18 protein-coding genes are annotated in these 25,033 nt (G+C 43.1%); 2 read left to right on the forward strand and 16 right to left on the reverse strand.

Going from position 1 to position 25,033, the window contains the following annotated elements; genetic code table 11:
* Window positions 1–57: 57 nt before the first annotated feature.
* The 10 genes from IEX80_RS03890 to IEX80_RS03935 all read right to left on the reverse strand — a co-directional run bounded on the left by IEX80_RS03890 (window position 58) and on the right by IEX80_RS03935 (window position 13,903).
* Window positions 58–897, reverse strand: coding sequence for a chromate resistance protein ChrB domain-containing protein (locus IEX80_RS03890; protein ID WP_188831967.1), 840 nt, complete (start codon window positions 895–897; stop codon window positions 58–60).
* A gap of 109 nt (window positions 898–1,006) precedes the next feature.
* Window positions 1,007–2,215, reverse strand: a complete 1,209-nt coding sequence (locus IEX80_RS03895; RefSeq protein ID WP_188831968.1) for a glycoside hydrolase family 88/105 protein — start codon at window positions 2,213–2,215, stop codon at window positions 1,007–1,009.
* Window positions 2,216–2,325: 110 nt separating this feature from the next.
* Entirely contained in the window at window positions 2,326–3,981 is a 1,656-nt protein-coding gene (locus tag IEX80_RS03900; RefSeq protein WP_176624784.1) for a glycoside hydrolase family 43 protein, read from the reverse strand.
* Window positions 3,971–4,693, reverse strand: coding sequence for a rhamnogalacturonan acetylesterase (locus IEX80_RS03905; RefSeq protein ID WP_229701504.1), 723 nt, complete (start codon window positions 4,691–4,693; stop codon window positions 3,971–3,973). Before IEX80_RS03905 ends, IEX80_RS03900 begins: the two co-directional genes overlap by 11 nt.
* Window positions 4,694–4,873: 180 nt before the next feature.
* Complete coding sequence (locus tag IEX80_RS03910; RefSeq protein ID WP_112652357.1) at window positions 4,874–6,532, reverse strand: RagB/SusD family nutrient uptake outer membrane protein; 1,659 nt, start codon at window positions 6,530–6,532, stop codon at window positions 4,874–4,876.
* Window positions 6,533–6,560: 28 nt separating this feature from the next.
* Complete coding sequence (locus tag IEX80_RS03915) at window positions 6,561–9,815, reverse strand: SusC/RagA family TonB-linked outer membrane protein (protein WP_229701505.1); 3,255 nt, start codon at window positions 9,813–9,815, stop codon at window positions 6,561–6,563.
* Window positions 9,816–10,058: 243 nt separating this feature from the next.
* Window positions 10,059–11,078, reverse strand: a complete 1,020-nt coding sequence (locus IEX80_RS03920) for a FecR family protein (protein WP_188831969.1) — start codon at window positions 11,076–11,078, stop codon at window positions 10,059–10,061.
* Between the two features lie 64 nt (window positions 11,079–11,142).
* A complete protein-coding gene (locus tag IEX80_RS03925) occupies window positions 11,143–11,808 on the reverse strand; it encodes an RNA polymerase sigma factor (RefSeq protein WP_188831970.1) in 666 nt (221 codons plus the stop codon).
* A gap of 135 nt (window positions 11,809–11,943) precedes the next feature.
* Window positions 11,944–12,297 (reverse strand): HopJ type III effector protein, encoded by a 354-nt coding sequence (locus IEX80_RS03930; RefSeq protein ID WP_176624791.1) that lies wholly within the window; start codon window positions 12,295–12,297, stop codon window positions 11,944–11,946.
* Between the two features lie 91 nt (window positions 12,298–12,388).
* Window positions 12,389–13,903: a lipase maturation factor family protein gene (locus tag IEX80_RS03935; protein ID WP_090525786.1), complete on the reverse strand. Its 1,515-nt coding sequence runs from the start codon at window positions 13,901–13,903 to the stop codon at window positions 12,389–12,391.
* Between the two features lie 177 nt (window positions 13,904–14,080).
* Between IEX80_RS03935 and IEX80_RS03940 the strand changes: the two genes are divergently transcribed.
* A complete protein-coding gene (locus IEX80_RS03940; protein ID WP_090525787.1) occupies window positions 14,081–14,497 on the forward strand; it encodes a DUF1003 domain-containing protein in 417 nt (138 codons plus the stop codon).
* A gap of 130 nt (window positions 14,498–14,627) precedes the next feature.
* Here IEX80_RS03940 and IEX80_RS03945 read toward each other — a convergent pair whose 3' ends face one another.
* From IEX80_RS03945 to IEX80_RS03965, 5 genes are all read right to left on the reverse strand, one after another.
* A complete protein-coding gene (locus IEX80_RS03945; RefSeq protein WP_188831971.1) occupies window positions 14,628–15,680 on the reverse strand; it encodes a metallophosphoesterase in 1,053 nt (350 codons plus the stop codon).
* A gap of 76 nt (window positions 15,681–15,756) precedes the next feature.
* Entirely contained in the window at window positions 15,757–17,295 is a 1,539-nt protein-coding gene (locus IEX80_RS03950; protein ID WP_188831972.1) for a RagB/SusD family nutrient uptake outer membrane protein, read from the reverse strand.
* Between the two features lie 18 nt (window positions 17,296–17,313).
* Window positions 17,314–20,667 (reverse strand): SusC/RagA family TonB-linked outer membrane protein, encoded by a 3,354-nt coding sequence (locus IEX80_RS03955; RefSeq protein WP_229701506.1) that lies wholly within the window; start codon window positions 20,665–20,667, stop codon window positions 17,314–17,316.
* A 122-nt stretch (window positions 20,668–20,789) separates the two neighbouring features.
* Window positions 20,790–21,734 (reverse strand): FecR family protein, encoded by a 945-nt coding sequence (locus IEX80_RS03960; RefSeq protein ID WP_176624801.1) that lies wholly within the window; start codon window positions 21,732–21,734, stop codon window positions 20,790–20,792.
* A 70-nt stretch (window positions 21,735–21,804) separates the two neighbouring features.
* Window positions 21,805–22,398, reverse strand: a complete 594-nt coding sequence (locus IEX80_RS03965) for an RNA polymerase sigma factor (protein ID WP_176624803.1) — start codon at window positions 22,396–22,398, stop codon at window positions 21,805–21,807.
* A gap of 123 nt (window positions 22,399–22,521) precedes the next feature.
* Between IEX80_RS03965 and IEX80_RS03970 the strand changes: the two genes are divergently transcribed.
* Entirely contained in the window at window positions 22,522–23,499 is a 978-nt protein-coding gene (locus IEX80_RS03970; protein ID WP_188831973.1) for a 3-keto-disaccharide hydrolase, read from the forward strand.
* A gap of 88 nt (window positions 23,500–23,587) precedes the next feature.
* Here the strand turns inward: IEX80_RS03970 and IEX80_RS03975 are convergent, their stop codons facing one another.
* Complete coding sequence (locus IEX80_RS03975; RefSeq protein WP_229701507.1) at window positions 23,588–25,030, reverse strand: rubredoxin; 1,443 nt, start codon at window positions 25,028–25,030, stop codon at window positions 23,588–23,590.
* Window positions 25,031–25,033 lie beyond the last annotated feature (3 nt).

Raw genomic sequence — 25,033 nt, forward strand, 5'->3', positions numbered from 1 at the left:
AACGCTATAAACAATCTACAGGAAAAGCTTGAATAAAATTTACTATTTGGACAGATTTTACTTTTTGGCCAGGCTTTTTTTATACTCCGAAGGGCTTTGCCCCGTATGCTGTTTAAAAATCCTCGAAAAATGGCCCTGATCAGAAAAGCCGGTCAGGTAAGCAATTTCTGTGAAGCTGTGGGTGGTGGTCCACATCAGGTTAATGGCTTTTTCAATCCGCATTTTCCGGATATAATCGCCAAAACTCATATTCTCAAAATATTTGGAAAACTCCCTGGATAAATAGGCCGGATTGATTTCCAACTCTTCAGACGCCTGTTGCAGGCTCAGGCTCATATTGGTATCGATCTGGCCCTGGATCATCTCTTTAAGTTCCTTTGTCCAGGATGGCGCTTTTTTATCTTCTTTAGTTTTGAGGTACTGGTGGTAAACCTCTATAAGCCTTTGTTCAACAGGCCCGTCTGTATGTTTTTGTTTATGGAGGTATTTAGCCCAGTTGTATAGTCCGTCGTAGATCACCATGCCTAATGCCAGGAGTTGCTGATCATCGGCAATATCATGCCTTAACCCCGAAAATACCGCTTCCAACCCGGCTGATTGCGGCGCAAAATCGTGACGGTCGGTGTCCGCGCCCCTGATTATTGAGGCCAGTCGATTTAAAGCTGCATCTTTTAACTGGTGTTTTTTAAGGAAATAATCAAAGGTGCATTGATCTTCGTAATGGGTATATTCTACATTGGGAATATCAAAGGGGATAGCATCCAGTTCAGCTGCCTTTGCCAGCACTTCCTCGTACGGGACGTAGATAATTTCACCTTCAGGATCAATGAAGCGTTTTATGAGCCACGGGCAGGCAATACGGTCAATTTTAGGACGGGCACGCGTGATCCATTTCATAGTGGATCAAAGTTAAAAATCTAAAGCATATTAGTGGCGACCCCATTCCTATAATCGGCAATGGAATTAGTGATAATTATGATACATAAGATTTTTTCGACTACCAGAATTATTGTTTTATCATTCCGCTATGCGCATCGGCCAGGCGCTCTACCTCAACACTGGCTAATATAAATGCGCCGACACCTTTAGCATCGTTAGTTATTACCTTTTCGCTTAAATAATACTCGTAACTCCCATCCCGGTATGGTTTCCCTCCAAGACCCGACACACTCACGGTGCCGTTAAGATTCAACTGCCCATTTGCATCTGTTTCAATAAACTTTTTGATAATTCCGTTGTAGCCTTTTTGAATGGCGGGTAAATAGTTTGGTTGTAAGTATCCCTGCCTCACCGCTTTTGCCATGGTATATACAAACATGCATGATGCCGATGCTTCCGGATAATTCCCTTTGGCGTCACTTTTGTCAAGTACCTGGTACCACAAGCCAGAGTTTTCATCCTGATATTTAACAATTGCCTCGGCAAACCGGTTAAGTATTGCCAGTAACTCCACGCGTTTGGGATGCTGCGCCGGAAAATAATCAAGCACATCAACCAATGCCATCCCATACCAACCCATTGCCCGGCCCCAAAAATTAGCCGACTGACCAGTTTCCGGGTTAGCCCAACGTTCTTTTTTACTTTGGTCCCAGCCATGATACAACAGCCCGGTTTTTGTGTCGCGGACCTTTTCTTCCATCAGGATAAATTGCCTGGCTATATCATTAAATGCGGTATCTTCATGAAAAGCGGCAGCATATTCAGTATAAAAAGGCTCGCCCATATATAAACCGTCCAGCCACATCTGGTTTGGGTAACGGTTTTTATGCCAAAAGCCTCCCTGTGGTACACGCGGTTGTTTCCGCAGTTGTTCACGCAGCAACGTTGCCGCTTTATAGTATTTTTTGGCACCCAGCACTTTATATAACGTCAACAAATTACGGCCGCACAATACGTTATCTATATTATAATCAGCTTGCCGATAGGTGCGGATATTGCCGTCGGCCGTAACATATCTGTCCATACATTGCTGTATATAGGTGAAGTATCTTTTGTCGCCTGTTTGTTGCCACACGCCTTCTATGCCTTTCAAAATCACGCCCTGGTCATAAGTCCACTTGTCGCCGGTTGTCAGGCTGTCTTTCCAGATAGTCATAACCGTTTGTGCCATGCGCTGCGAATAAGGCTGCTTGTTTTGAGCCTGTAATATCAATGAACACTGTGCAAGGATGGCAATAACAAGCAGGCACCTTTTTATAAGCTGATCACTTCTCATACAAATTTATTTTGGTGATGATAAACTAACCGGATCATCTTCGTTTATTTTTATTTATTGTTGATTTACAATTGATGGATACCGGTTCCAATATATGCTCACACATCGTATTAATTATTAGGCGTTACCCTAAACCAATCTACATCAGCATAACCCGAATCATTGATCTGGCTTGTACGTGTACAAAACAAGCCAATCTTGGCCCCAATCCAACGGCCTGCCTCGGCCGTAAATGGCCTGCCGGTACTTTTATAATCTATTCCATCGGTGCTGTAGCTGAAGTTACATACGGCATTCTTCGTTACTTTAACACGCAGGTAAACAATTGGTGACGATAGCTTCGTAATCACTTCCTCCAGCTCCTTTTTGCCCTTATCTGCTTCCGTACAAGTAGTAAATACCAGGTATATGCCATCTTTTTTACTTTGCATGGCTATATTAGCGTAGCTGAAACCCATAATGGTAAGTCCCGTTTTTTCACCCTCCAGCTTTAAGTTAGGCGTGAAGGTGATTTTGGCAGTAGCCATAAATTCATCAGCCGGAAACTTTTGTAACAGCACATTTGGCGTAAACCACAGGTTAGCGGGATCATTTGGGGGTTGATAACTATAAAGCCTCAAAGCGCCTTTATTGGTGTTCATAAACATCCATACGGGCTTCGCGTTAGCTATCCATTGCCATTGTAAGCCTGGAGACATGGTATTAAATTCGTCACTTTCCTGCGGAGTGCTCACCGGAAAGATTTTACCAACATTGGGCTTTTTATACGTTAATACCGGTTCGCCTTTGCCATCACCATCCTTATCCACACCAATAACAGGCCAGTTATCCTTCCAGATCATTGGTTGTAAATGCACTACGCGCCCATAAACGCCCTTATCCTGAAAATGTAGAAACCAGTCTTCTCCGGTTGGTGTATCCACCCATGCACCCTGATGCGGGCCATTGATGCTACTTTTCCCCTGATCCATTACCACCCGCCGCTCATATGGCCCATAGATATTTTTTGAACGCAGCGCCAGTTGCCAGCCTGTGGGGACGCCCCCTGCCGGAGCAAAAATGTAGTAAAACCCGTTACGCTTATAAAACTTCGGGCCTTCTATGGTAGGGTCCATTTCATGTCCGTCATAAACAATCACGCCATCGTCAACTACCCTGGTTCCGTCATTATTTAATTTATTTACAGCGATTACGCTTTTTATACCTGCCCGGCTTCCTGCAAAGCCGTGCACAAGGTACATGCTGCCGTCGCTATCCAGCAGCGGGCAGGGATCTATTATACCTTTGCCTTCCATTACCATAACGGGTTTGCTCCAGGGGCCGGCGGGATTTTTTGCTTTTACCACGTAAATGCCAAAATCAGGGTCAGGATAATAAATATAAAATTCGTTATGGTAATAGCGGATGGCGGGAGCCCAAACCCCATCGCCGTGCCGCGGTACGTCAAAATGATCAAAGGGTGGCTGCTTCAATAACGCGTAACCTAAGATGCTCCAGTTAACCAGATCTTTTGAATGCAAAACAGGCAAACCCGGAATTGCTTCAAAGCTTGAAGATACAAGATAGAAATCGTTGCCAACGCGAATAGCGTCAGGATCGGAATAATCGGCATTTATCACCGGATTTTTATAGGTGCCATTACCCTGATCAGCCACCCATACTTTAGAGATATAATTGGCACCAGTTACGGATAGTCCTTTTTTTTGTTGCGCAAGAACCTGTCCGTTTATAATTAATAGCGTAACGAACAGTAATTTATTTTTCATATAAAGGTTTAACATTTGAATGCGCGATATGCGGGGTAAGTCCAAGCTTTAACGACCGGATGCCTGCTAAAACTATTTCGGCCATTTTCAGGGCTCCCAACTCATTAAAGTGCGTATCATCAGCCCGGCCTTCCGGATAGTTAATACTTTCTCCCGGAGTAAGGTAATTAAACAACTTTTTTGATCCCTCGGGTCCGAGTTTTTGCAATAAAGCCTGGCTTTCCCTGTCCAGATCAATTAGCGGGACCTTTTGTTCTGCTGCCAGTTTACGCACTATGGCCGAATATACTTCATGTGTGCCAACTATGTATCCTGTTGTATCAAACTTTCTTCGTGCTGCTGGTGTCAGCAATACCGGGTTTGCTTTTTTTTCTCTGGTTTCGCGGACGAACCTTGCTAAGTTATCCCGGAACCCCTGCTCATTGATATAGCTCTTTTTAGTAGGTACCTCATCATTGTGGCCAAACTGTATAAATACATAATCTCCTTCCTTTAAACTGCCGATAATAGAACTCCATAAGCCTTCACTAATAAACGTTTTGGTGCTTCGGCCATTCTGAGCACGGTTGTCAACAACTACCGTACTATCAAAAAAAGCGCTGAAAGGCATCCCCCAACCTGTCTCGGGAAATGCCTTTGGCTGCTTATTGGCCATTGTTGAATCACCCGCCAGGTATACGGTGGTATGGCCGGGAGTAATCAGAAAAGACATCAACAACAACGCGCTTATTAAAACACAAATAAATAATAAGCCTTTAATTTTAATATTACCACTCCTATACATCATATATCGTTTTTAGCAAAATTTTTTCTCTCCGGTTGCATACTTATAGCAGGCTCAAAAAATATAAAAAGGGATCATTTATCAGATCCCCTTTTATACCGTTTCAAATTAATTATAGCCCGGGTTTTGTTTAAATACATCTTTATTGGTTACGGCATCAATTTGTCCCTGAGGTATGGGTCGTACCAATTCATATGGCTTGAAATTGGCTGCGGCGTCCGGGTTCATAGCCTGGATCCGGCTCGCCAATTTACCCGTCCGCTTCAAATCAAACCAGCGTAACTGTTCGCCGCCCAACTCACGTGCTCTTTCGTCCAAAATAAAATCGAGCGAAACCTGTGCGGGAATGATCTGCATTTCTGCTATATGACCAGGTTTTGCTGCCCTTGTCCTGAGTACGTTAATATAAGTTGCCGCGGTTCCCGGGTCGCCCAGGTTTAATTTTGCTTCGGCAGCAATCAGGTACATCTCGGCCAGCCTGATCACAAAGACATCGCGGGCACTTTGGGCCTCAGCCACACTTGCGCGTGTTGAATCTTTAAATTTCGATAAAGAAACATAAAACTTACGCTGAATAGGTACCCCATTTGATTTATATACCTTGGACAGGTCATAAGTAACGTATTTACTGCTCTGCGAGGCTGCAGGTATAGTTGCATTAGGGGTATAACAAACCGTATCGCCAACTTTAACAGCATTACCATTATAAGTACCTGCTTTGTTAGCATACCAAACACTCTGAAAGGAGCCGGCATAGCGTGAATCATTTTGCTGATCAAACATGTTTAAATAAGCTAAAGTGGGCATATACCTGTTAAACGGCCTTCCGTTTGGAATATCACGGACGAGCAGGCTTGAATTTACCTGGTCATAAACCATCAGGTATAGTAAGTGCCCGTTGTTTGAACCCCGATAGTGCCCGTTTGGATATGTTGCCGAGGTAAGATCATTATTGGCCAGGTTGGTTGAATAATCAATGGCCCAAATCACTTCCTTATTTTTCAGGTTCCCCATATTCCACAGATCAGCATATTTAGGCTGCAATACATAGCTATAGTTTTTAATCACATCATCGGCCATGTTAAATGCCTCGGCATTCATACCCCGGGTTAAGTACATCCGTGCTAAAAAAGCTTTAGCTACCGGCACTGTTGCCCGTCCATAATCGGTGGTGGTTGGAGTCAGGTTAGCTACTGCAAATGTAAGATCTTCAAATATCTGCTTATAAAAAGTCTCAACCGGTGTTTTATTAGCTTCTGTATTGGCACCTGCGGTTGGTTTGGTGGTAAAGTTTACACCGCCCCAGGTTTCAACAATATGCCAGTAATAAAATGCTCTTAAAAAACGCAGCTCGGCTTCGCGGTTCAATTTTTGGGCTGCCGTATAATCTGTAACGGCAGCAATCTGGGCTATGCCCGTATTGCATAAATTTACACCGGCATACAAGTTGTTCCACAATAAAGGCAGCGGGTCTGCGGTGCCTTGTAAATTAATATATTGAGTAAACATTGGGTATGGGTCGCCGGTACCGCTCGTCCAGATATCCGTTCCCATTTCAGAGGCCAGGTACCCTTCTTCCTTCCCATACCAAAACCGGGTATAGGTATAGGCTGCATTAACCAATGTTTCAAAACCTACCGCTTTGGTATAAACCGTTGTAGCGGTTAAGTTACTGGGGTTATATTCTTCGAGCTTTTTGCTGCAGGCACTAAATAAAGTGGCAATGGCTATAAGCAGCAGCGCCCAACTTTTTAGTAAATTTTTCATAATATATTTTTTAAGATATTAGTATTTGTTAAAAAGAAAGGTTTACACCGGCCAGGAACAATTTAGTAAGTGGCCTGTCAAATGAACCACCGCCTTCCGGATCATAATCTTTTATCTTTGAGAAGGTCGCAAAGTTTTTGGCGCTCACATAGATTCTTAAATTAGACACATGGATGGGTTTAGTTACACTTGCGGGAAAGGTAAACCCAAGCGTTGCGTTCCTTATTTTAACATACGAACCATCTTTATAGCCCAAGGTTGAAGCAAATGGCTCTGATGCCTTTGTGATATTGGCACTTGGCCTTGGGTAGGCGTTTGTTGGGTTTTCCGGCGTCCAATAGTCTACATTGGCGCCATTTTCAATTCCATTAGGCTCATACTTCAATGCGTATTGAGATACGAACATCTGCCCGATACGTCCAAATACCTGCACATTTAAATCGAAGCCCCTATATTTAAAATCGTTGCTAAAGCCAAAGCTATACCTTGGGACAGCTGAGCCAAGTATTTTACGGTCAAATGTTGTGGTAAACTTTCCGTCATTATCTAAATCAGCAACCTTAATATCACCTGGCTTGTACCCATAAGTTGCAGCCTGGGCGGCTTCAGATGTTTGCCAGATACCTGTTTTTTGATAATCGTAAAAAGATACAACCGGGTAGCCTATAAACCAGCCATTGGCAAGGTCGTTCACACCATTTGGTAAATAAGTGATGCGTTCCTTATTGCGTGTATAGGTGATATTGGATGTCCATGTAAAGCTTTCTGATTGGATGTTAATGGTTTTCAGTGCAATCTCAATACCTGTATTACGACTTTTGCCAACATTGGCCAATGTTCTTTGCGCTCCTGTTGAGGCAGGTAATTGCTGTGGCAATAACAAATCCCTGGTGTGCGAATCATAATAATCTATAGTGCCCGAAACCCTGTCTTTATAAATTCCGAAATCTATACCGGCGTTTAAGGTTCCTGTTAACTCCCACTTTAATTGAGGGTTTCCGATATTGGGGTCAAGGCCATATGCTAACGCGGTTATATCGTTCCATGAAAATGGAATAAGCACTGCCTTACTTTGGGTTTGGTATGCGCTTACAGCAGCATTGCCGGCAACCCCATAGCTTAAACGTAATTTCAACTCAGAAAACACGTTTTGGGTTTTCATAAATCCCTCATCAACCACACGCCAGGCCGCGGCAGCCGAAGGGAAGAATGCCCATTTATTTCCCGACGACAATACGGATGAACCATCAGCACGCCCGGTGAGGGTTAGTAAATACCTATCTTTAAACGCATAATTTAAACGTAATGCTCCTGAAGTTAAATGTTGCCCAACGTAATTACTTGATATTTTTAAGTTAGACGGATTGTTTTGCAGCGCGTAGAAAGATTGGTCGGGTATTAATTGTCCGGTGCCTTGTGCTGCAGATTGGTCCATAACATTTGATTGATAACTGGTAACACCCGTTACAACTACGCTATGCCTGGCTATTGTCTTTTGCCAGGTAATAATATTTTCCCAAAGCAAATTAGTTTCGTTTGAATTGGTTACTGACGATAATGACCCTGAAGATAAGGCCCGGTTTATAGTATTGGCACTTTCAAAATGGCCGTTTCGTGAACCAGATAGTGTGATACCTAAATTTGACCGTATGGTTAAACCATTTATTGGCTTCCATTCTGCATAGGCGGTTGAAAGCAAATGAGTAATCTTGTTTTTATTTACAAACTGGGATGCATCATCATCAAAAAGAGGATTGGCCTGGTTACCGTTACCCGGAAATTTAGCTATACTACCATCTGCATTATACGGATTAAAATAAGGAATAATTTTATTGGCTATGGATAATACCCCATCGTTTCGAAGGTTTTGATCATAATAAGCAAGCTGACTTTGCAGCCCCACTTTAAAAGCTTTGAATAACTGGTGATCTATATTTAACCGCAGGGTATACCTGTTTGAGTAATCATTAGCGTATAACCCTTTTTCCTTAAAATAATCAAAAGAAAAGTAAGCTTTTGTTTTTTCACTACCACCGGAAACGCTGGCGTTATAATCCTGTTGGGAGCCTTTATGCAGTAAAAATCCCGGCCAGTAATATGACAGGCCGCTTTGAACTGCAGCCAGATCGCCTGCACTGGTAAAAACTTTCGGATCGTCGGCAGGGGAATTCCATGTTCCGATAGTTCTGAAGCTTTCACGTTTCAGGTTTGCATATTGCGACCCTGTCATGGGTACCGGATAGCCTGCGACATCCGAAATTCCATAATATGAACCCGCGGCTACTTTCGGTTGCCCGCTGCTGCCTCTTTTTGTTGTAATTATAATTACACCGTTTGCTCCGCGCGAACCATAAATAGCGGTTGATGAAGCATCCTTTAAAAACTCCATTGATGCAATGTCGTTTTGATTGATATCTTCATAATTGCTGTACTGGATTCCGTCGACTATATAAAGCGGGCCGTTACCTGCAGATAGAGACCGGTTACCCCGAACAGTTACGCTTACATTTGCACCTGCAGCACCGCTTGTACGCACGATATCTACACCCGAAACCTTTCCCTGAAGCGCTTCCATAGGATTTGATGCCGCAACTTTGGTGATCTCATCCCCCTTAACAGAAACAACGGAACCGGTAAGATCCCTCTTTTTTACCGCGCCATAACCCACAATAATCACCTCTTCGAGCGATTTGCTTAAAGGAACTAAAGCCACCTTTAAAAAGGTTTTGCCATTAACACTCTGTTCTAACGGCCTGAATCCTAAAAAAGTAAATACCAATACGGTATTGGCATTGGGAACAGTAATGGTAAAATCGCCTGAAACATTAGTTGCTACACCGATATCAGTGTCTTTTATCCTTACCGATACACCAGGCAGGGGTTCGCCTTTTTCGTCGGTTACTTTGCCATTTATGGTTATTGTTTCAATTTGCCCATTGTTGCTCGCAGCAGGCCCTGCAGTTGTGGTATTAAACAAAATAATATTGTTGTCTATCTGGCTATACCCAATTCCCCGGTTGGCAAAAAGTTCGTCCAGGATATCCTTTACCGATTTGTCGAGCGAAGAAAGGGTAACACGGGCGTTGGGTGACAGGACATTGTCTTTATATGCAAACCGCAAATTGGTTTGTTTTTCAATTTTTTTGATTACCGATTTTATCGTCTCGTTACCTACTTCCAGCCTGACATTGATCTTATCGAGCGATTGCCCCTTGCTTGAGGATGCCAAGAGCAATTGGCCGGAGACCAGAAATACCAACAGGATCATAAAACTGAATCGCATAACTTTTCGGAACGTGTTTAAAAATTGGCGTGCAGAGGCACCGGATAATGTGCACCATTGCTTAAACGCAAGAGTTTTTTTCATAACTTGCATTGGTTTTAATCGGTTAATAATAATTGGTTAAATACTTGCCCTGTCGCCGAATGATGTGAGAAGTCGTAAGCAACGGGGCTTTTTTAATCTGGAAGGTTTAAAGTATCAATGTTTCATAGGTTTTTTATTTAAGAGGTAAAAAATTGGTTATTATTCACAGCCGGAACCGGATAGTGTAACATCACCCTCCTTACTCCATTTATAGCTCAAATTATTCAGGTGCGATAATACTTTGATAACCTGTTCCAAACCCGTAGTATTTAAGAAGGTGGCGCTAAAACGACAGCTTCCTATCTTTTCGTTATCAAGGATAACTTTTACACCATATCTTTCTGTTAAAACGGCCACGGCTTCTTTCAATGTCATATGATCCATCACCAAATCGGTCTCTTTCCAAAGTACCGTTGTTTTGGCATTCAATATATCTATGGAAGATTGATTATTGACTTCGTTATAACTTATCTGATGATTGGGCAATAAAATGCCTAAAGTTTTTTTAGGGGTTGATACTTTAACTTTTCCACGGGTTACCGTTACCTGGATCAAACTGCCTGCCGATTTAATATTAAATGCCGTACCTAACACGCGGGTTGTAATTTGCCCTGTATGCACCAGGAAAGGGTGAAGCGGGTCATGTCTTACATCGAAATAAGCTTCGCCGGTTAAATATACCTCGCGGGTTTTCCCGGTGAATTTTGCCGGGTAATCTAAATGACTGTTCTTATTTAATGTCACTACGCTTCCGTCGGCCAGCCTGATCTCGTGCACATGGCGGACGGGGTTTGATGGTGTTACCCGGGCCTGCATGGGCATTGGTTTAGGCCTTGTGTGTAAAAAGTACAGGCCTGCGCATATTAACAATGCAATGGTAGCGGCAACCGAACGGATAATTGTTTTGGAGCTTCTTTTTTGAAATGAGTAAACGTTTTTTTCCTTTTTTACAATCTCAAGCAACTTATTGTATAAAACTTCCTGGTGAACGACTTCTGCGTCAGCATCAGGTTTCATTTCAGTATCGGCCCATAGTTTCTCCAATAAACCTTCAATTTCTGGCAAATTCTCCTCTTTGGCCATCAGCTCAAAAAGTTCGTTAAACTCTTCTGTAGTACACGAGGTGTCCAGGTATTTTTGAAATAAGTATTTTATGCGAAAAACAGAGGCTGTTGACATGCTGCACTTGGCTGGTTTAAAACCAATTCATATACATGACGATAAAAAGAGAAGAGAGGACTAATCAGATTTGAAAAAAAATAAAAAAAAACGAGATTGTAAGCAAGATGGATAGTTGACCGTGTTTTATAAACTCGCGCATTTTTTTTAAAGCAGTAACAATGTGATTTTTTACCGTGTTTTTTGACAGGTTTAGCTTATCAGCAATTTGCTCATGCGTAAGCCCTTCTTCCCGGCTTAAATTGAGTATCAATTGTTGCTGCTGAGTAAGCATTTGCAAACAATGTATCACATGCTGGTTATATTCTTTAAAATCGTGATTTGAGGCTGCAGTTGCCTGCTCATACAGCATGTGTTGGTTAAGGAGCTGCTGTATTTTTTTTTCGCGGGCGGCCGTACGTAAAAAGTCGAGTGATTTATTTACAGCCATCCGGTAAAGAAAAGCATCAACATTTTCTACTTCACTTAAGATCTCTTTAGCCGACCAGATCTTTACAAAAATATCAAGCACCAATTCTTCTGCAATTTCGCGAGACTTGACAACTTTATAAATATAGGCGAAAAGCCGGGGTTGGTTTTTTTGGAAGAATAACTTAAAAGCAAGCTCATCGCCCGATGACAGACGCTGGTGCAGCGAATTTGATATTTCGTCACCTGTATCGGATGAGCCCAAATTGTTGAACAAGGCAATATTATAATTGGAATCATAAAGTAACAATCTATTATTCAAATAATCAATAAGTAAGTGAATAAATGATTGTTTAGAATACAATTAATAATACGCTCCGTACCGGTCAACCAATACTTAAATGATATATCCTAAATTATTGCTAAATATAGTGATAACGGAATCTTACGGCCTCCTTCAGACCTGTCCTGACTTCAATACAAGTCCATCCCTTTCAAACCTGATTCCCGGCCAGCCATAGGCCATAAACTGTCGGATATTTTGATGATCTGTACCATCTGGATTTGCCAGTACGGCCCTGTAATGCTCCGCAAATAAATAAAGCGTATCAGGCTCACTTAGATTATTGAGTTGAGCAAAAGCAAAAACTCTGGCGCTGCCCTGGTTTTGTGCTGCTTCGTTATAAACATTGCCATTTTTAAATGCAGTCGGCTGATGCTCATAATAATTGGCAATAAATTCAATAACTTCATTAAATGTAACCGTACCCTCTTTTAGGGCGGTAAGTAGATCAGACAGTTGTTCTTTCATTAAGAAAATATTTTTGCGAAAATAAAATTTAAAAACAGTTATTGATGCAGGTGGTTGATTTCAATTGAAATGGAGCCAGATTAACCGTAGCTTATAGCCAGCCCTGCCCTTTCAGATAAGCAACAAATTGCGGGTTTTGCACGGAAAGTACGGGTAACCATAATCCTAACTTTTCCCGCTCCCAGTAAGGGCCGGCACCAGGCGTGGGACGGGCAAAGCGGTAACGGTAAATAACTGCACGAATATAACGCGGTGGTTTTCCCGGGAAGGGATTTCCGGCAAATAAACCAACTCCCCCCGGGTCATTATGCAATAGTTTCCAGGCCAGATGATATGTCCAGGGGTACTGATCGGCTGTGGACATTGCGGCAAACCACATCTGCCAGTCCAGTCTTAATTGGTATGGCGCCACCTGGCGGGGCGTACCATCAGGCGCGACAGGCAGCCCTTTATAAGGATAAGCTTTCCAGTTTGCACTATCGGGATTGAGGTCTCTTGTTCCTTCAAAAACTACATTAAAACGTTCCTGTCCCACGCTGCCGAATGCACCATAGGTATTTACAAGCTCCAGAGGGTCAAATGAGGTATTCATAATTTGTTTGGGCGACAGGAGGTTAAACGCGGGCTGGAAGCTTAGCAATCCTACTGTACAAGTTACTATCAGTGCGGTGTACTGCATAGGCAGCGAAACTTCAGCTTGCTCTTCGGCCTTCGCAGCTTTGCGTACAAGTACGCCCGGCAAAAGTTTAGCCCAAAAACCATCATCAAGGCAAGCCAGCGCAGGCACAATGGTAAGCCAATTCAAAAAAGAGAGGTTCCCGCTCAGGATGATTGCAAATTGGAACAGAATGATAACGGTACCTGCGATGTGCCTGAATATCCGCGGGCCAAAAACAAACCAGGGTGCCAATAGTTCGGCCAGCCAATTGAACCAAACACCAAGCTGCAATAACGAATGTGGCAGAAAGTGAAACCAGCGACTAAATGGTCCCGGTATTGGCTGGGTTTCAAAATAATAATACAATGCTGTGCCATTACGCCACACAGCATCGCCACGATATTTGATCATCCCCGCGCCAAACATGATCCGGAAGATGAGCCAGCGAAACAGGATGATAACCAGCAAAGGCGGCGGACGTTTGGGAAAAGGCCGCATATCCAACAAAGGGCATAAAAATATAGCAAGAAAACCGGTTTCTGTAAGTTGGATTTCCCAGCCATAACCGTACCACTCCTGTCCAACATGTACCAATGATAGATACAATACCCACAATACCCCCATTGAAAGCCCGTTGGCATAACCGGCCACAACAATCAGGGATAAAATTAAACCTGTCCATGAAACAAGCAGTAATGCCTGATCTGAATGCCAAAACCAAAACACTGAAGGCAGCCGCATAAACCCTGCTCCTTTTGAACCCAGTGCTATACTTACCTGATGCAAATAATGATCAACCGGTAATAAGCCATTTGAGCCGATTAATGGCAGCACCTGGGTTATAGCCACAAGGAACGCCACCGCGTAAACCGCACCCAGCAAACGAAGGATCACAAAACGAGTGAGCCAATACTGAGGTGCTGAGGTATGTTCAAAGCTATATAACATAGTGACGTGTATCTTAAAGTTACAGAGATTTGAAGATTATGGGTAGAAATATTTAATTAACGCAGTGTTCGAATCAAAATGAATTTTCTTGCTCATAGCTTAAGGAGTTCAGCCCAATAAAAGCAGCCATGGCAATTAAATTTATATATTTATTACCTAAAGCTTAATTCTTAAAAAATGTCAAACAATAAAAAAAACTGGTATCAAAGGCATATCGATTCCATGAACTTTGGGCAGCGATTGGCCGACTCTGTAGCGGCTGGCATGGGTTCATGGCGGTTCATCATCATTCAAACCTTAATTGTTGCATTGTGGATGGCGCTAAACGTAGTGGCCTTTATTGGTCATTGGGATCCCTACCCATACATTTTATTAAACTTGTTGTTTTCAACCCAGGCAGCATATGCAGCCCCGATTATCATGATGGCACAAAACCGCCAAAATGAACGTGACCGCGCCCAGGCCAATGAAGATTTCCGAACCAATGTGGAAGCAAAAAAAGAAATTGAAGAATTACAACTGCGCTTAAACGCCATTGAAGTAGACAAGCTCGACAGGATCCTGGCACTGCTTGAAAAAATGGATAAAGAATAATCCATAATCGCACAAACACGAAACCAACCGCCTTTTCAGGATAGTTGGTTTCGTAATCTTTGCCAATCGTTATGGAGTGTAAACTACGGGGCAATGATTGCCGGCGCTTTAAAAAAAATCTTCATAGCTATTATTTTACAGATGTATCAAATAAAGAAACCGTAAACTGGCTATCGGCGTCCGTTTCGCTTGTTTTAGCATAAGGAGAAAATGTTTTGACTGACAACTCGTTGCGCTTAACCGAAAATTTATACAAACGCATCAACCCGTTACCGCCGTTTGGCCTGCTTTGATAATCGTTAAGGAAAGCCTTAATTGTGTGGCCGTTAAAAACTTCTGTACGATAACCCTCCCCATTATCACCAACGTGCCCGCAAAGCATCATAAACAGATTGGGATTGTTTTTAAGACTTTCATAAATAGCCTTACCTTGTGCGTTAAAAGGGGCTTGCGGTGTGTTAGAGCCGGTTACAGGGTTAAAATGTAAAATGGAGTGACTTACAACAATCGCTTTCCGCGAAGCGTATTTGTTTAACATTTGGTTAGCCCAGCCATACAAGCCAGCCTGATCTTCATTAAAAGCATCAAATTCGAGGAACAGTACTATGAAATCAAAGCCGCCTGCAGTAAACAGGTCATAATGGCTATCATTATTGTTGCCGTAATGGCCACCATAATATGAACGGCCCTCAAAGTGTTTTACACCAAAATATTGATTATATCCATTAGTAGTGCCTGTAACCGGGCGCTGTGACGGGAACTGGTCATGATTACCAACAGCCAAACCATAAGGAATACTAACCGGGTTTTCCAGGCCATAAAGCGCGGCTTTGGCAAGGTGCCACTCACTTCTGGCTGTTACCGGGTTATCACCATGTTCGGTAATATCACCCATGTGTGCTACATAAGCGATGTTTTCTTTGGCCTGGTTCTTCTGGATCCAGTCAATCTGGGCTTTGAACATATCAAAAGTTCCGCCAAGCTGAGCCTGGGCCAGGTAGTATTGCGAATCGGGAATTACAGCGATTGAAAAATCACCGGGTTTAACCGTTGCCGCGGGCCCGGGAGCGTTTAAAACGGTATCAATTGAAGGCAATATCTCTTTTGCCTGCGCGTTATAATTCAGCGACAATAAGCCAAAACAAAGCCCTGCCGATAATGCATTTCTGTATTTCAGTAACATAATTTTTTGTTTGAAGGGTTAAACCTGATCCCCGCCTTCAGCAATCTGAAAAGCAGGGATGATAAGTTTTAATGGATCAATAGCCCGGGTTTTGAGTCATTTGACCCGGATTTAAATCAATTTCGGGCTGAGGGATGGGATATAACAATTTGTTGGCTGTTACATTGTATGTATCAGGTGTAAGGTAGTTTACCTGAGTTTTTAGTACAGCTCCAAAAGCGTTCATCACGTCAACAGCTTTGCCGGTGCGTACAAGATCGTTCCAGCGGTGGTTTTCGAAGGCCAGCTCGACCCGGCGTTCATGTGCTATGATAGTGCGCAAAGATGCCTGGTCGGCAGTGGTTGTTGCGGGTAGCCCTGCCCTTGACCTTACTGTGTTCAGTGCAGTTAATGGCGATTTACCCTGCTCGTTCTGTGCTTCGGCTAAAAGCAGCAATGCATCTGAATAACGGTAAACAGGGAAGTTATCACTTGACCCGGTAACCGCAATGAGTGGCGGGTGCTCGTACTTTTTGATGTAAGGTACGCCCATTTTACCTGCTGCCGGTGTATAACCAATTACACTTTTATTGGCCGAATAAACAAACAGGTCGCTGGCGTTATAAGTACCTTCAACAATCCCGATAGAAGCATCAAGGCGCTTGTCATTGGGCTCATAGGCATTGATCAAATCCTGTGTAGGTGTATTCCAGCCACCGGTTGAGCTGTTGTTGATATTAATCCCGATGATGATTGAGGTGTTGGTACTCCGCGGCAAAAAATGAAAAGGCAGCGGATTTGGGGTTGTGCCTAAAACTGTTCCTTCTAAAAACTGGATGTCAAATAATGATTCTTTGCTGTTTTTATTTCCGGGTGTAAAGGCATCTGCGTAATTAGCGTTTAATCCGTAACCCATGCCCGAAAGCGTAGTTAGTAAGGTTTCAGCGTCTGCCCATTTCTTTTGAGTAGCGTAAACCTCGGCCAGGAGAATCGTTGCCGATCCTTTGGTGGCTTCTCCTGTTTGAGGGAATTTCGCCGGTGCACTCAACTCGCTGATGGCATCCTTAGCATCGGCAATAATTTGATTATATATCGCGTCAGCTGCTGAACGTGGTAAAAAGGCATCTTCGGCCTTGGTCACTTCCTTTAAAAATAAAGGAACGCCACCAAATAACCTAACCAGTTTAAAGTAATAAAAAGCCCTTAAAAATTTGGCTTGCCCATCAATGGGCGCCTTAACTGCTGCATCAAAATCTGTTGTTTTCAATCGCTCAATAACAATATTGGTGCGGGAGATGCCGGTATAGCAATGCTGCCAAACAGCGTTTACGTAATCGTTAGTAGATGTATTTGTGAAGTTTGAGATACTTTCGCGATATAAATACGCGGTACCACGGTTGCTGGGATAAGCCTGATAAATGGTATTGTCCGAACGCATTTCTGAAGTAAAGTAATCGTTTACCAAAACATCGCGCAGCGGCGCATATGCCGCAATGTCGGCCTGTTTAAATTGATCGACAGTTTTATAAAATGTAGCATCGGTATAGGAATCCTTAGGCGTAAGATCAATAAAGTCTTTTTTACACGAAGCCGCGGTAAGCGCTGTTAAAGCAAGGATGATATATGTCTTTTTCATACAATGTTCTTTGGGAGATTATTTAAAAGTTGCTGAAACACCAAATGAAAAGGTGCGTGGGATAGGATAAGCATTTTCATCAACGCCGATACCCAGCGTAGGGTCAAGCCCGGCAAAGTTGATCTCGGGGTTCATGCCCGAATATTTTGTAAATACAAAAGCTTGCTGAACAGATGTATAAACTCTCAGGCTGCGCATCAAAAACTTTTCGCCCAAATTAAACCGGTATCCCAGCGAAATATTCTTTGCAGTTAGGTATGAACCATCCTCAACCCATTGCGAGTTAACCTGCCTTCCCATTGCTGTAGTACCGGTTTTTGTACGTGGATAAGCGCCCGAACCAGGGTTTTCCGGCGATCTCCAGCGGTCGGCTGCCGCGGCAAGCATCACGCGTGAACCATCCAGGTTGGTTTGATAAGCCCATTTAGCGGCATTTAATATTTTGCCCCCAACTGAAAAGGCCATGTGTATGTTCAGGTCCCAGTTTTTATAAACAAAGTTGTTGGTAAGGCCGCCGGTAAATGTTGGCGTAGGATCGCCGATAAAGGTACGGTCGTTCACATCATCAATAACACCATCGCCATTAATGTCCTTAACCTTGATGGTACCGATATCCGAGGCGCTGCCGTACTTGGCCGAATTAGCCAGGTTATTGGCATCTTTATACAGTCCTAAAAACACAAAGCCGTAAAACTCGCCCAGGTGGTGTCCCTCCTGCTGGCGGTAATAATCAGACGATACGGTATTGTTACGGCGGATATAACCCGGAGAAATCAGGTTTTTGATCAGGTTGCGGTCGAACGAGATATTTAAATTGGTAGTCCATTTCAATTTACCGGTAAGGTTGGTTGAATTAACTGTAAACTCGTGTCCCCATAACTCAATAGCACCAACGTTATCCAGGATACTGGTAAAGCCCGATGCTTTTGGTATTGGGCGCTGCATGATAAGCCCGTCGGATATTTTGTGGTAATAATCGTAAGTGAAATTCAAACGATTGTTAAACAGCGACAGGTCTAAACCGATATCGAATTGTTTATTGCGTTCCCAGCGGAGGTCATCATTAGCCAACCGGTTAATGGTTTGCCCTGCTACAGATGTACCACCAAATTCATAATAATATTTCGCTATTGTTGCCTGTGCAGCATAGTAACCCGGAAAGAAATTATTACCGGTTACGCCATAACTCGCTCGGATCTTCATGAGGTTAAGAAAACTGAAACGATCCATGAACTTTTCATCACTGATTACCCAGCCTGCCGATACCGAAGGGAAATTACCATAGCGCTGGTTCGCACCAAAGCGCGAAGATCCGTCACGACGAACAGCCCCCTGCAGCAGGTACCTGCCTTTATAATTGTAGTTAATACGAGCGATACCAGATAACAACGAATAAGCACTATATGAACTGCCACCTTCTGATAAACTTGTAGCCGCGTTTAAATATGGGATATCGTCGCTTGGGTAACCTAAACCGGTTAACGTATTATTAGTACCGCTATATTTTTGAGCAGAATAACCTGCCAGTGCTTCAATATTGTGATCTCCGAAAGATCTATGGTAAACCAGGTTCGCCTCCGCAGTATATGATCCATTATCTACTGAACTGCTGGTTCCGGTGGCCTGACCTACCGTTGAAGTAACTACACCCGACTGGAAATACTGCCGGGTTTCGGCGCCTTTATCTACAGCGATATTAGTTTTAATGCTCAGGCCGGTTAAAAACTCGTAGTTTAAATAGCCATTGGCCAGGATGCGTGTAGTTTTATAATCATCGTTAGTAAGGTTGAACTGGGCCAGCGGGTTAATATAAGCCACCATACCCGGTGAATAAGTATCACGGTTGTAACTGCCATCTGCATTATAAGGCGACTTTAACGGACTGGCTTCAAAAATCCTTTCAAACAAACCGCCAACCCCATCAGTACCTAAACGGTTGTTATGATCAAGGCGATAGCTTGGCGCAAGATTAAAGCCTATTTTTAATTTATTGTTGCTTAATGAAAGGTCCTGATTTATACGCAATGAAAACAATTTGGTGCCGGTATTAATCAGTACGCCCTGCTGCTCCTGGTAACCAGCCATAACTGTCGAACTTGATTTTTCGCGCGCGCTGCGGATGGTGATGTCATAACTTTGAATCGGAGCAGTACGGGTAAGCAGTTTATACCAGTTAGTACCTTCGCCATATTGCTCCGGGTTCAAATAATCGGCTGGGGTAGCTGTTGTATAGCCAGGTTCGTACTGACGGCTATCGGCAAATTTTTCATTCATGTACTGGGCAAAGCCACGGGCATCCATCATTTTTGGAACACGCTCGCCCGGTATTTTCTGCACACCATAATTAGCATTAAATTCAATTTGAGCATCGCCCGGTTTAGCATGTTTTGTAGTGATCAGTATCACGCCATTTGCTGCCCGTGAGCCATAAAGCGCTGTAGCCGAAGCATCTTTTAAAATACTGAAGCTTTCGATCTCGGCAGGATTCATGTTATTGATGCTGCCTGTAACAGGGATTCCATCAATCACTACCAAAGGCTGGTTGCTGGCATAAAAAGAAGCCGCACCCCTGATCCTGAATTCTACGCCACGGCCCGGTTGTCCGCTGCTTTGCGCAACCTGGACACCGGCCGCCTTACCTTGCAATTGCTGAGCAAACTGCATTACAGGCATATCCTGAAGCGGAGCTGCATCAACCTGGGTAAGCGAACCCGTAACTTCCCTTGCACGCTGTTTTCCATAACTTACAGTAACTTCTTTTAACTGGCTACCGGCCACAAGGCTTATATTTAAAGTAGTTGTTTGATTACCGTTGATTGTAACATTGGCAGATTCAACCCGGGTGTAACCCACAAATGAAGCGGTCACAGTATAAGTACCTTCGGGCAGGCTGATATTATACCTGCCCTCGGCATCGGTCATCATTCCCAACGAGGTGCCAACAACACTTACCGATGCACCGGGCAAGGGCTGCCCGCTTTCATCTGTTACCCTGCCGCTTACGCGCCCTGAGAGCTGCCTGTATAATATAATATTACCGGCTTGTTCTTTAAAGCCTATCTCCTGCCCTTTTAGCAATGCAGTAAGGATGTTTTTCAGGCTTTCGTTCTGATAATTTGCCGCATTGACGTGTTTATTAGCGAGTTTTAAAAACAACTCGTCATAGGCAAAAGCAACGTTGGCCTTTTGCTCCAGTTTTTTTATAACTGAAGAAAGGTCTTCGTTTCCGATGCTAATATCAAGCCGGGTATTCACCCCCTGGGCCGCTAACTCAGTGGCCTTTACTGATACCAGGCCGATGGTTATTGATATGGAAATTAGTAAAAAAGAGATACGCATAAACTGTCTGCATAACTGTGTATGGAAATTCATATTTTTGATTGCTTTGTAATAGTCAAATTTTGCTGAGCCTTGCAGGCTGGGGTCGGCAAACCTTCACCTGCTGAAATTAAAGCCGGCTCCTGCTGAAACAGGACCGGTTTCTTTTTTAAGGGTTAATAAATAATTACTTCAGTACCCTCCTTTCTGAAATGTGCATTATGTATGGCGCTGATGAGTTTCAGCGTTTCTGTGGCCGGTGTATTGCGCTTAATACGTAAGGTGAATAAATAATCATGCACCCGTTTGCTGCCTGCTTTTAAAGTAAGGCCATACAGGTTTTTAAAAACCAATGACAGTTCCTCAAACTTTACTCGATTTAAATAAGTGTCACCATCTTTCCAACTCTGGCTTTGACCGGCATCCACTTTTTTCTGCTCAAAAGTGCCATCGTCCGTTGTATAACTAAGTTCCTGTCCCGGCGTGAGGAATGACAGCAGCTTTGTGCTTTTACTTACCCCTACCTTGCCGGTAACAACAGTAATTTTAACATGAGAAAGGCTGTGATATGCGTTGATGTTGAACGAGGTTCCTAAAACCTGCACCTGTAAAGGAGCGGTGATAACCCTGAATGGTTTGTGAACATTGTGCTTAACCTCAAAATAAGCCTCCCCCTCATCCAGGTAAACCTGGCGTATAGTTTTATCAAAATTAGAAGGGATCCGTACACGGCTTTGGGCATTTAACCAAACAACAGAACTATCCGGCAATGTCAGTTTCCTGATCTCACCGTTATGTGTACTTAAAGTGGTATAAGTTTCCGGAACTACAGTTGCGGGCTTTCTCAGAAAATAAATCAACGCAGCCGAACAGCATAACAACAAAATACTTGCCGCGATTCGATAGTTGAACCACATTAACCGTACAGGCGTATTGATGGAACTGCTGATCTTTGCGTGCATAGCATTTCTTACGCGCTCCAGCTCTTCTGCCGGCAACGCTTGCTTTTCATTCCCGGCATCATATGAATCATACCAGGCTTCAATGATCGCTTTTTCGGTTTCGTTAGTTGCGCCTTTCTGGTACCGGCCCAGTTGTTTTATAAATTTACGTAGCTCCATAGTGGGTTTTCAACAGTAAGTCGTCAAAAGGCCCTGGAGGTACTTATAATTTACATCAACATTTTGTTAATTAATTGTAAAGCACAAATAGTATTAGTGCTAAATAGGCGGCGCTTTGTTCGGGGTGTTTTTCGGAGATAGCGATACGGAGCCGGCGCAGTACTTCAGAGATGTAATTTTTTACCGTTTGCTCAGCCAGTCCTAATTCGCTGGCAATTGCTTTTACCGAGTGGTTTTCGCTGCGCAGTTCGTAAACCTTTTGCAGCATTTCGGGCATATGCTTAACCGCCTGTTCAAGCGTTTGCTCCAATTCAAGATATCCGGAATGGTCATGTATGGAATTTTCAAGCAGTTCTACCCGCTGCAGCGCATCCTCCAGGCGCACATGCGTAACCTTTTGCGATCTGAAATAACTGATCACACTCAGACGTACCGCGCTCAATAAATATTGCTCAAAACTTGTTTGAATGGCTAAGGTATGTCTGCGTTGCCACAGTTTTATAAAAATCTCCTGCACAAGGTCCTGTGCCTGCGCTTCATCATCAAGCCTGGCACGGGCTGCCTGGTACGCGCGCTCCCAATAACGCTCAAACAGCAGATCAAAAGCCGAATGATTGTCTTCCCTGATTCGTGAAAGTAAAATAGTATCGGCAATTTCTATCATTTGATGCTACAAACCTACATTACTAATGTTAACTAAACTTTAAGAAAATGATCGCTGCATGGTTGTTACAAAAAACTAACCGTCTAATAAAATATTGGATGATAGTTTGTAGATTTAAAAATTATGAGAAACCAACCTACTATTAAAAAGAACTCAAATAGCAGATTCATCCGCATACAGCTCATCGCAGGATTGCTGCTTTTAATGATTTCGGGAGCCAAAGCTCAACAGGCAAAGGACCCTGCCGTTATCGGCAGATGGGATATAACTATCGACAAAGGTGGTAAAAGCCTTCCTTCCTGGCTGGAAGTTCAAAAATCAGGCACACATACCCTGATTGGCCGTTTTACCTATGCTTTCGGAAGTGCGCGACCAATATCAGAAGTAAAACCACATGACGGCAAATACAGCTTCTCTATCCCGCTGCAATGGGAAGAGGGAAACCGGAACATGGATTTTGAATTTGAGGTTAAGGGCGAAGAAATAACCGGAACAATGGTATATTCAGATGGGGTTACTTATCATTTTACAGGTGTCAGAGCTCCATCAATGACAAGGGCAAAGGCACCGGTTTGGGGCAAACCTGTTAAACTGTTCAACGGTAAAGACACCAAAGGCTGGCATACGGACGGCAAAAACCAATGGGTAGTAGAATCGGGCATATTGAGGAGCAAGCACTCCGGCGCAAACCTTATTACCGATCAAAAATTCAGCGATTTTAAATTACACATCGAATTTCGCTATCAAAAAGGCAGCAACAGCGGCGTTTACCTGAGAGGGCGCTATGAGGTACAGGTTATCGACACTAAAACCGGTGAGCCTGAACCTATCAATAACCAGTTTAGCGCTATTTACGGTTTCCTGCCGCCTAATAAAATGATGGCAAAAAATGCCGGGGAATGGCAGTCATATGATATTACGCTGGTTGGCAGATTAGTTACCATTGTAGCCAACGGTACTATGGTAATATGCCAGCAGGAAATTCCGGGCATTACGGGCGGGGCTATCGACAGTAAAGAAGGTGAACCAGGGCCGCTCCTGATTCAGGGGGATCACGGACCTATCGATTACAGAAACATTATCATTACTCCGGCAAAATAAATTACCGAAGGTATATTATTAAAAAAATCGGCCTGTTTATACTAAGCAAACAGGCCGATTTTTTTCAAACTGATTTATTTAAAAACGATTAATCGGCTTGATACATCAGTTCTGCAAAGTTCTCCTTTTCGGCGCCGCAGGTTGGGCATTCATATTCGCTTAAATTTTCAAAAGGCATTCCGGGTTCTATATTATTAAAGATATCTCCATACAACTCGTCATAAATAGTGAAACAGCTTTTACATTGATGAACCGTTTTTTGATTGGGTGATTTAATTTCAGTATTGGTTTTGCTTACCGGCAACGGTGATAGATTATTGATTTGTTGTTCATAAAACATATCGCAAAGCGCTGTCAGGTGCCTGCTTAAATCTGCTTTGGCAACACCTTGTTTATAAATCACAAATTCGCGGGTATTGTGGTTAAAGTCACGTGTATGCACAATTTCAAATTCATCGGGCATCCGCGCGCGGATCATAATTGAGCCATAAATCCCCGATTTAGGCGACCGCTTTATGGCAAAGCTAAGTCCATATGTTCGCAAATCGGCCTCTTCAAATTCGCTTACCAATTGCTGCTTAAGCTCGAGGCAGGGATTGCAAAGGTCTTCAACCTGCCAGTTAAGCTCATTTGAAGCATGCCTGATGTTTACCCGGTATTTATTAAGCAGGTTACCCCATAACGGCCTGTGCTTTGCCTCGATATTTTTAATGAGTAAGGATTTCCACGGGCTAAAATACAATTGTCCAACCCTGGTTTGCATACACAGGTTGCAGATTTCTTTCAAAAACTCAATATCAAAAAGCTCGTGGCGCCTGTAAATACCCAGCCAGTATTTATTACCCTGTTTGTTAAAACCCTCATAATAGGGTAGTTGAAATTCGGGAATAATAAGCGGTTGATCAATTTCCTGGATTACAAATTGGTAACCGGCAGTAACTAATTGATAAAGCTTATCGGGATTGATTTCAACCTGATCGTAAAACAGCTTTTTGTTGGCAAATATAACCTGTTGTATTGCTTTGCCAATGGCGGGAATATCATCCGAATAAACCAATACAGGCCAGCAATACAGGATATTAGTTTTAGGAAACCTGATATACAAGTACCAGTAATTACTTACCGGCGAAGAAATAAAATTAAGGTTACCGGTAAAAAAAGAAGCAAAAGTTTGATTGCTGTCAACCAGGTTTATTTTCAGTTCGGGCTGATAATCAAACAGGTCGAAAATGTCTTTATAAACACCTTCTTTGAGCCAGTTCTCCTGGTTAAAAATACCATCAGCTATGTACGAACTGGTGATGTTGGGATAAGTATCCTGGTTAACTTCATGGTCAATACCGGCACTAAGCATATCAAATCCCAGATCCTCCAGCTGCGCTTCTTCAATTTCAAAATACAGTTGCTGCCGGTTCCCAAAACGGACCTGTTTAGCACCAGCATTTTGCGCGATGATGAGCATCTCGTAAAAATCACCGGCAGAAGCTACACCGCCGGGTAAATTTATCTTAATTAGTTGCTTATTATCCATTAG

Source organism: Mucilaginibacter rubeus, from assembly GCF_014643835.1.
In the GTDB taxonomy this organism is placed as follows: domain Bacteria; phylum Bacteroidota; class Bacteroidia; order Sphingobacteriales; family Sphingobacteriaceae; genus Mucilaginibacter; species Mucilaginibacter rubeus.

What these genes read in the sequence shown, in the direction of transcription:
- IEX80_RS03890 (WP_188831967.1), bottom strand. Translation starts at nt 897, where the DNA reads ATGAAATGGATCACGCGTGCCCGTCCTAAAATTGACCGTATTGCCTGC.
- IEX80_RS03895 (WP_188831968.1), bottom strand. Translation starts at nt 2,215, where the DNA reads ATGAGAAGTGATCAGCTTATAAAAAGGTGCCTGCTTGTTATTGCCATC.
- IEX80_RS03900 (WP_176624784.1), bottom strand. Translation starts at nt 3,981, where the DNA reads ATGAAAAATAAATTACTGTTCGTTACGCTATTAATTATAAACGGACAG.
- IEX80_RS03905 (WP_229701504.1), bottom strand. Translation starts at nt 4,693, where the DNA reads ATGTCTTTTCTGATTACTCCCGGCCATACCACCGTATACCTGGCGGGT.
- IEX80_RS03910 (WP_112652357.1), bottom strand. Translation starts at nt 6,532, where the DNA reads ATGAAAAATTTACTAAAAAGTTGGGCGCTGCTGCTTATAGCCATTGCC.
- IEX80_RS03915 (WP_229701505.1), bottom strand. Translation starts at nt 9,815, where the DNA reads ATGCGATTCAGTTTTATGATCCTGTTGGTATTTCTGGTCTCCGGCCAA.
- IEX80_RS03920 (WP_188831969.1), bottom strand. Translation starts at nt 11,078, where the DNA reads ATGTCAACAGCCTCTGTTTTTCGCATAAAATACTTATTTCAAAAATAC.
- IEX80_RS03930 (WP_176624791.1), bottom strand. Translation starts at nt 12,297, where the DNA reads ATGAAAGAACAACTGTCTGATCTACTTACCGCCCTAAAAGAGGGTACG.
- IEX80_RS03935 (WP_090525786.1), bottom strand. Translation starts at nt 13,903, where the DNA reads ATGTTATATAGCTTTGAACATACCTCAGCACCTCAGTATTGGCTCACT.
- IEX80_RS03940 (WP_090525787.1), top strand. Translation starts at nt 14,081, where the DNA reads ATGTCAAACAATAAAAAAAACTGGTATCAAAGGCATATCGATTCCATG.
- IEX80_RS03945 (WP_188831971.1), bottom strand. Translation starts at nt 15,680, where the DNA reads ATGTTACTGAAATACAGAAATGCATTATCGGCAGGGCTTTGTTTTGGC.
- IEX80_RS03950 (WP_188831972.1), bottom strand. Translation starts at nt 17,295, where the DNA reads ATGAAAAAGACATATATCATCCTTGCTTTAACAGCGCTTACCGCGGCT.
- IEX80_RS03955 (WP_229701506.1), bottom strand. Translation starts at nt 20,667, where the DNA reads ATGAATTTCCATACACAGTTATGCAGACAGTTTATGCGTATCTCTTTT.
- IEX80_RS03960 (WP_176624801.1), bottom strand. Translation starts at nt 21,734, where the DNA reads ATGGAGCTACGTAAATTTATAAAACAACTGGGCCGGTACCAGAAAGGC.
- IEX80_RS03965 (WP_176624803.1), bottom strand. Translation starts at nt 22,398, where the DNA reads ATGATAGAAATTGCCGATACTATTTTACTTTCACGAATCAGGGAAGAC.
- IEX80_RS03970 (WP_188831973.1), top strand. Translation starts at nt 22,522, where the DNA reads ATGAGAAACCAACCTACTATTAAAAAGAACTCAAATAGCAGATTCATC.
- IEX80_RS03975 (WP_229701507.1), bottom strand. Translation starts at nt 25,030, where the DNA reads ATGGATAATAAGCAACTAATTAAGATAAATTTACCCGGCGGTGTAGCT.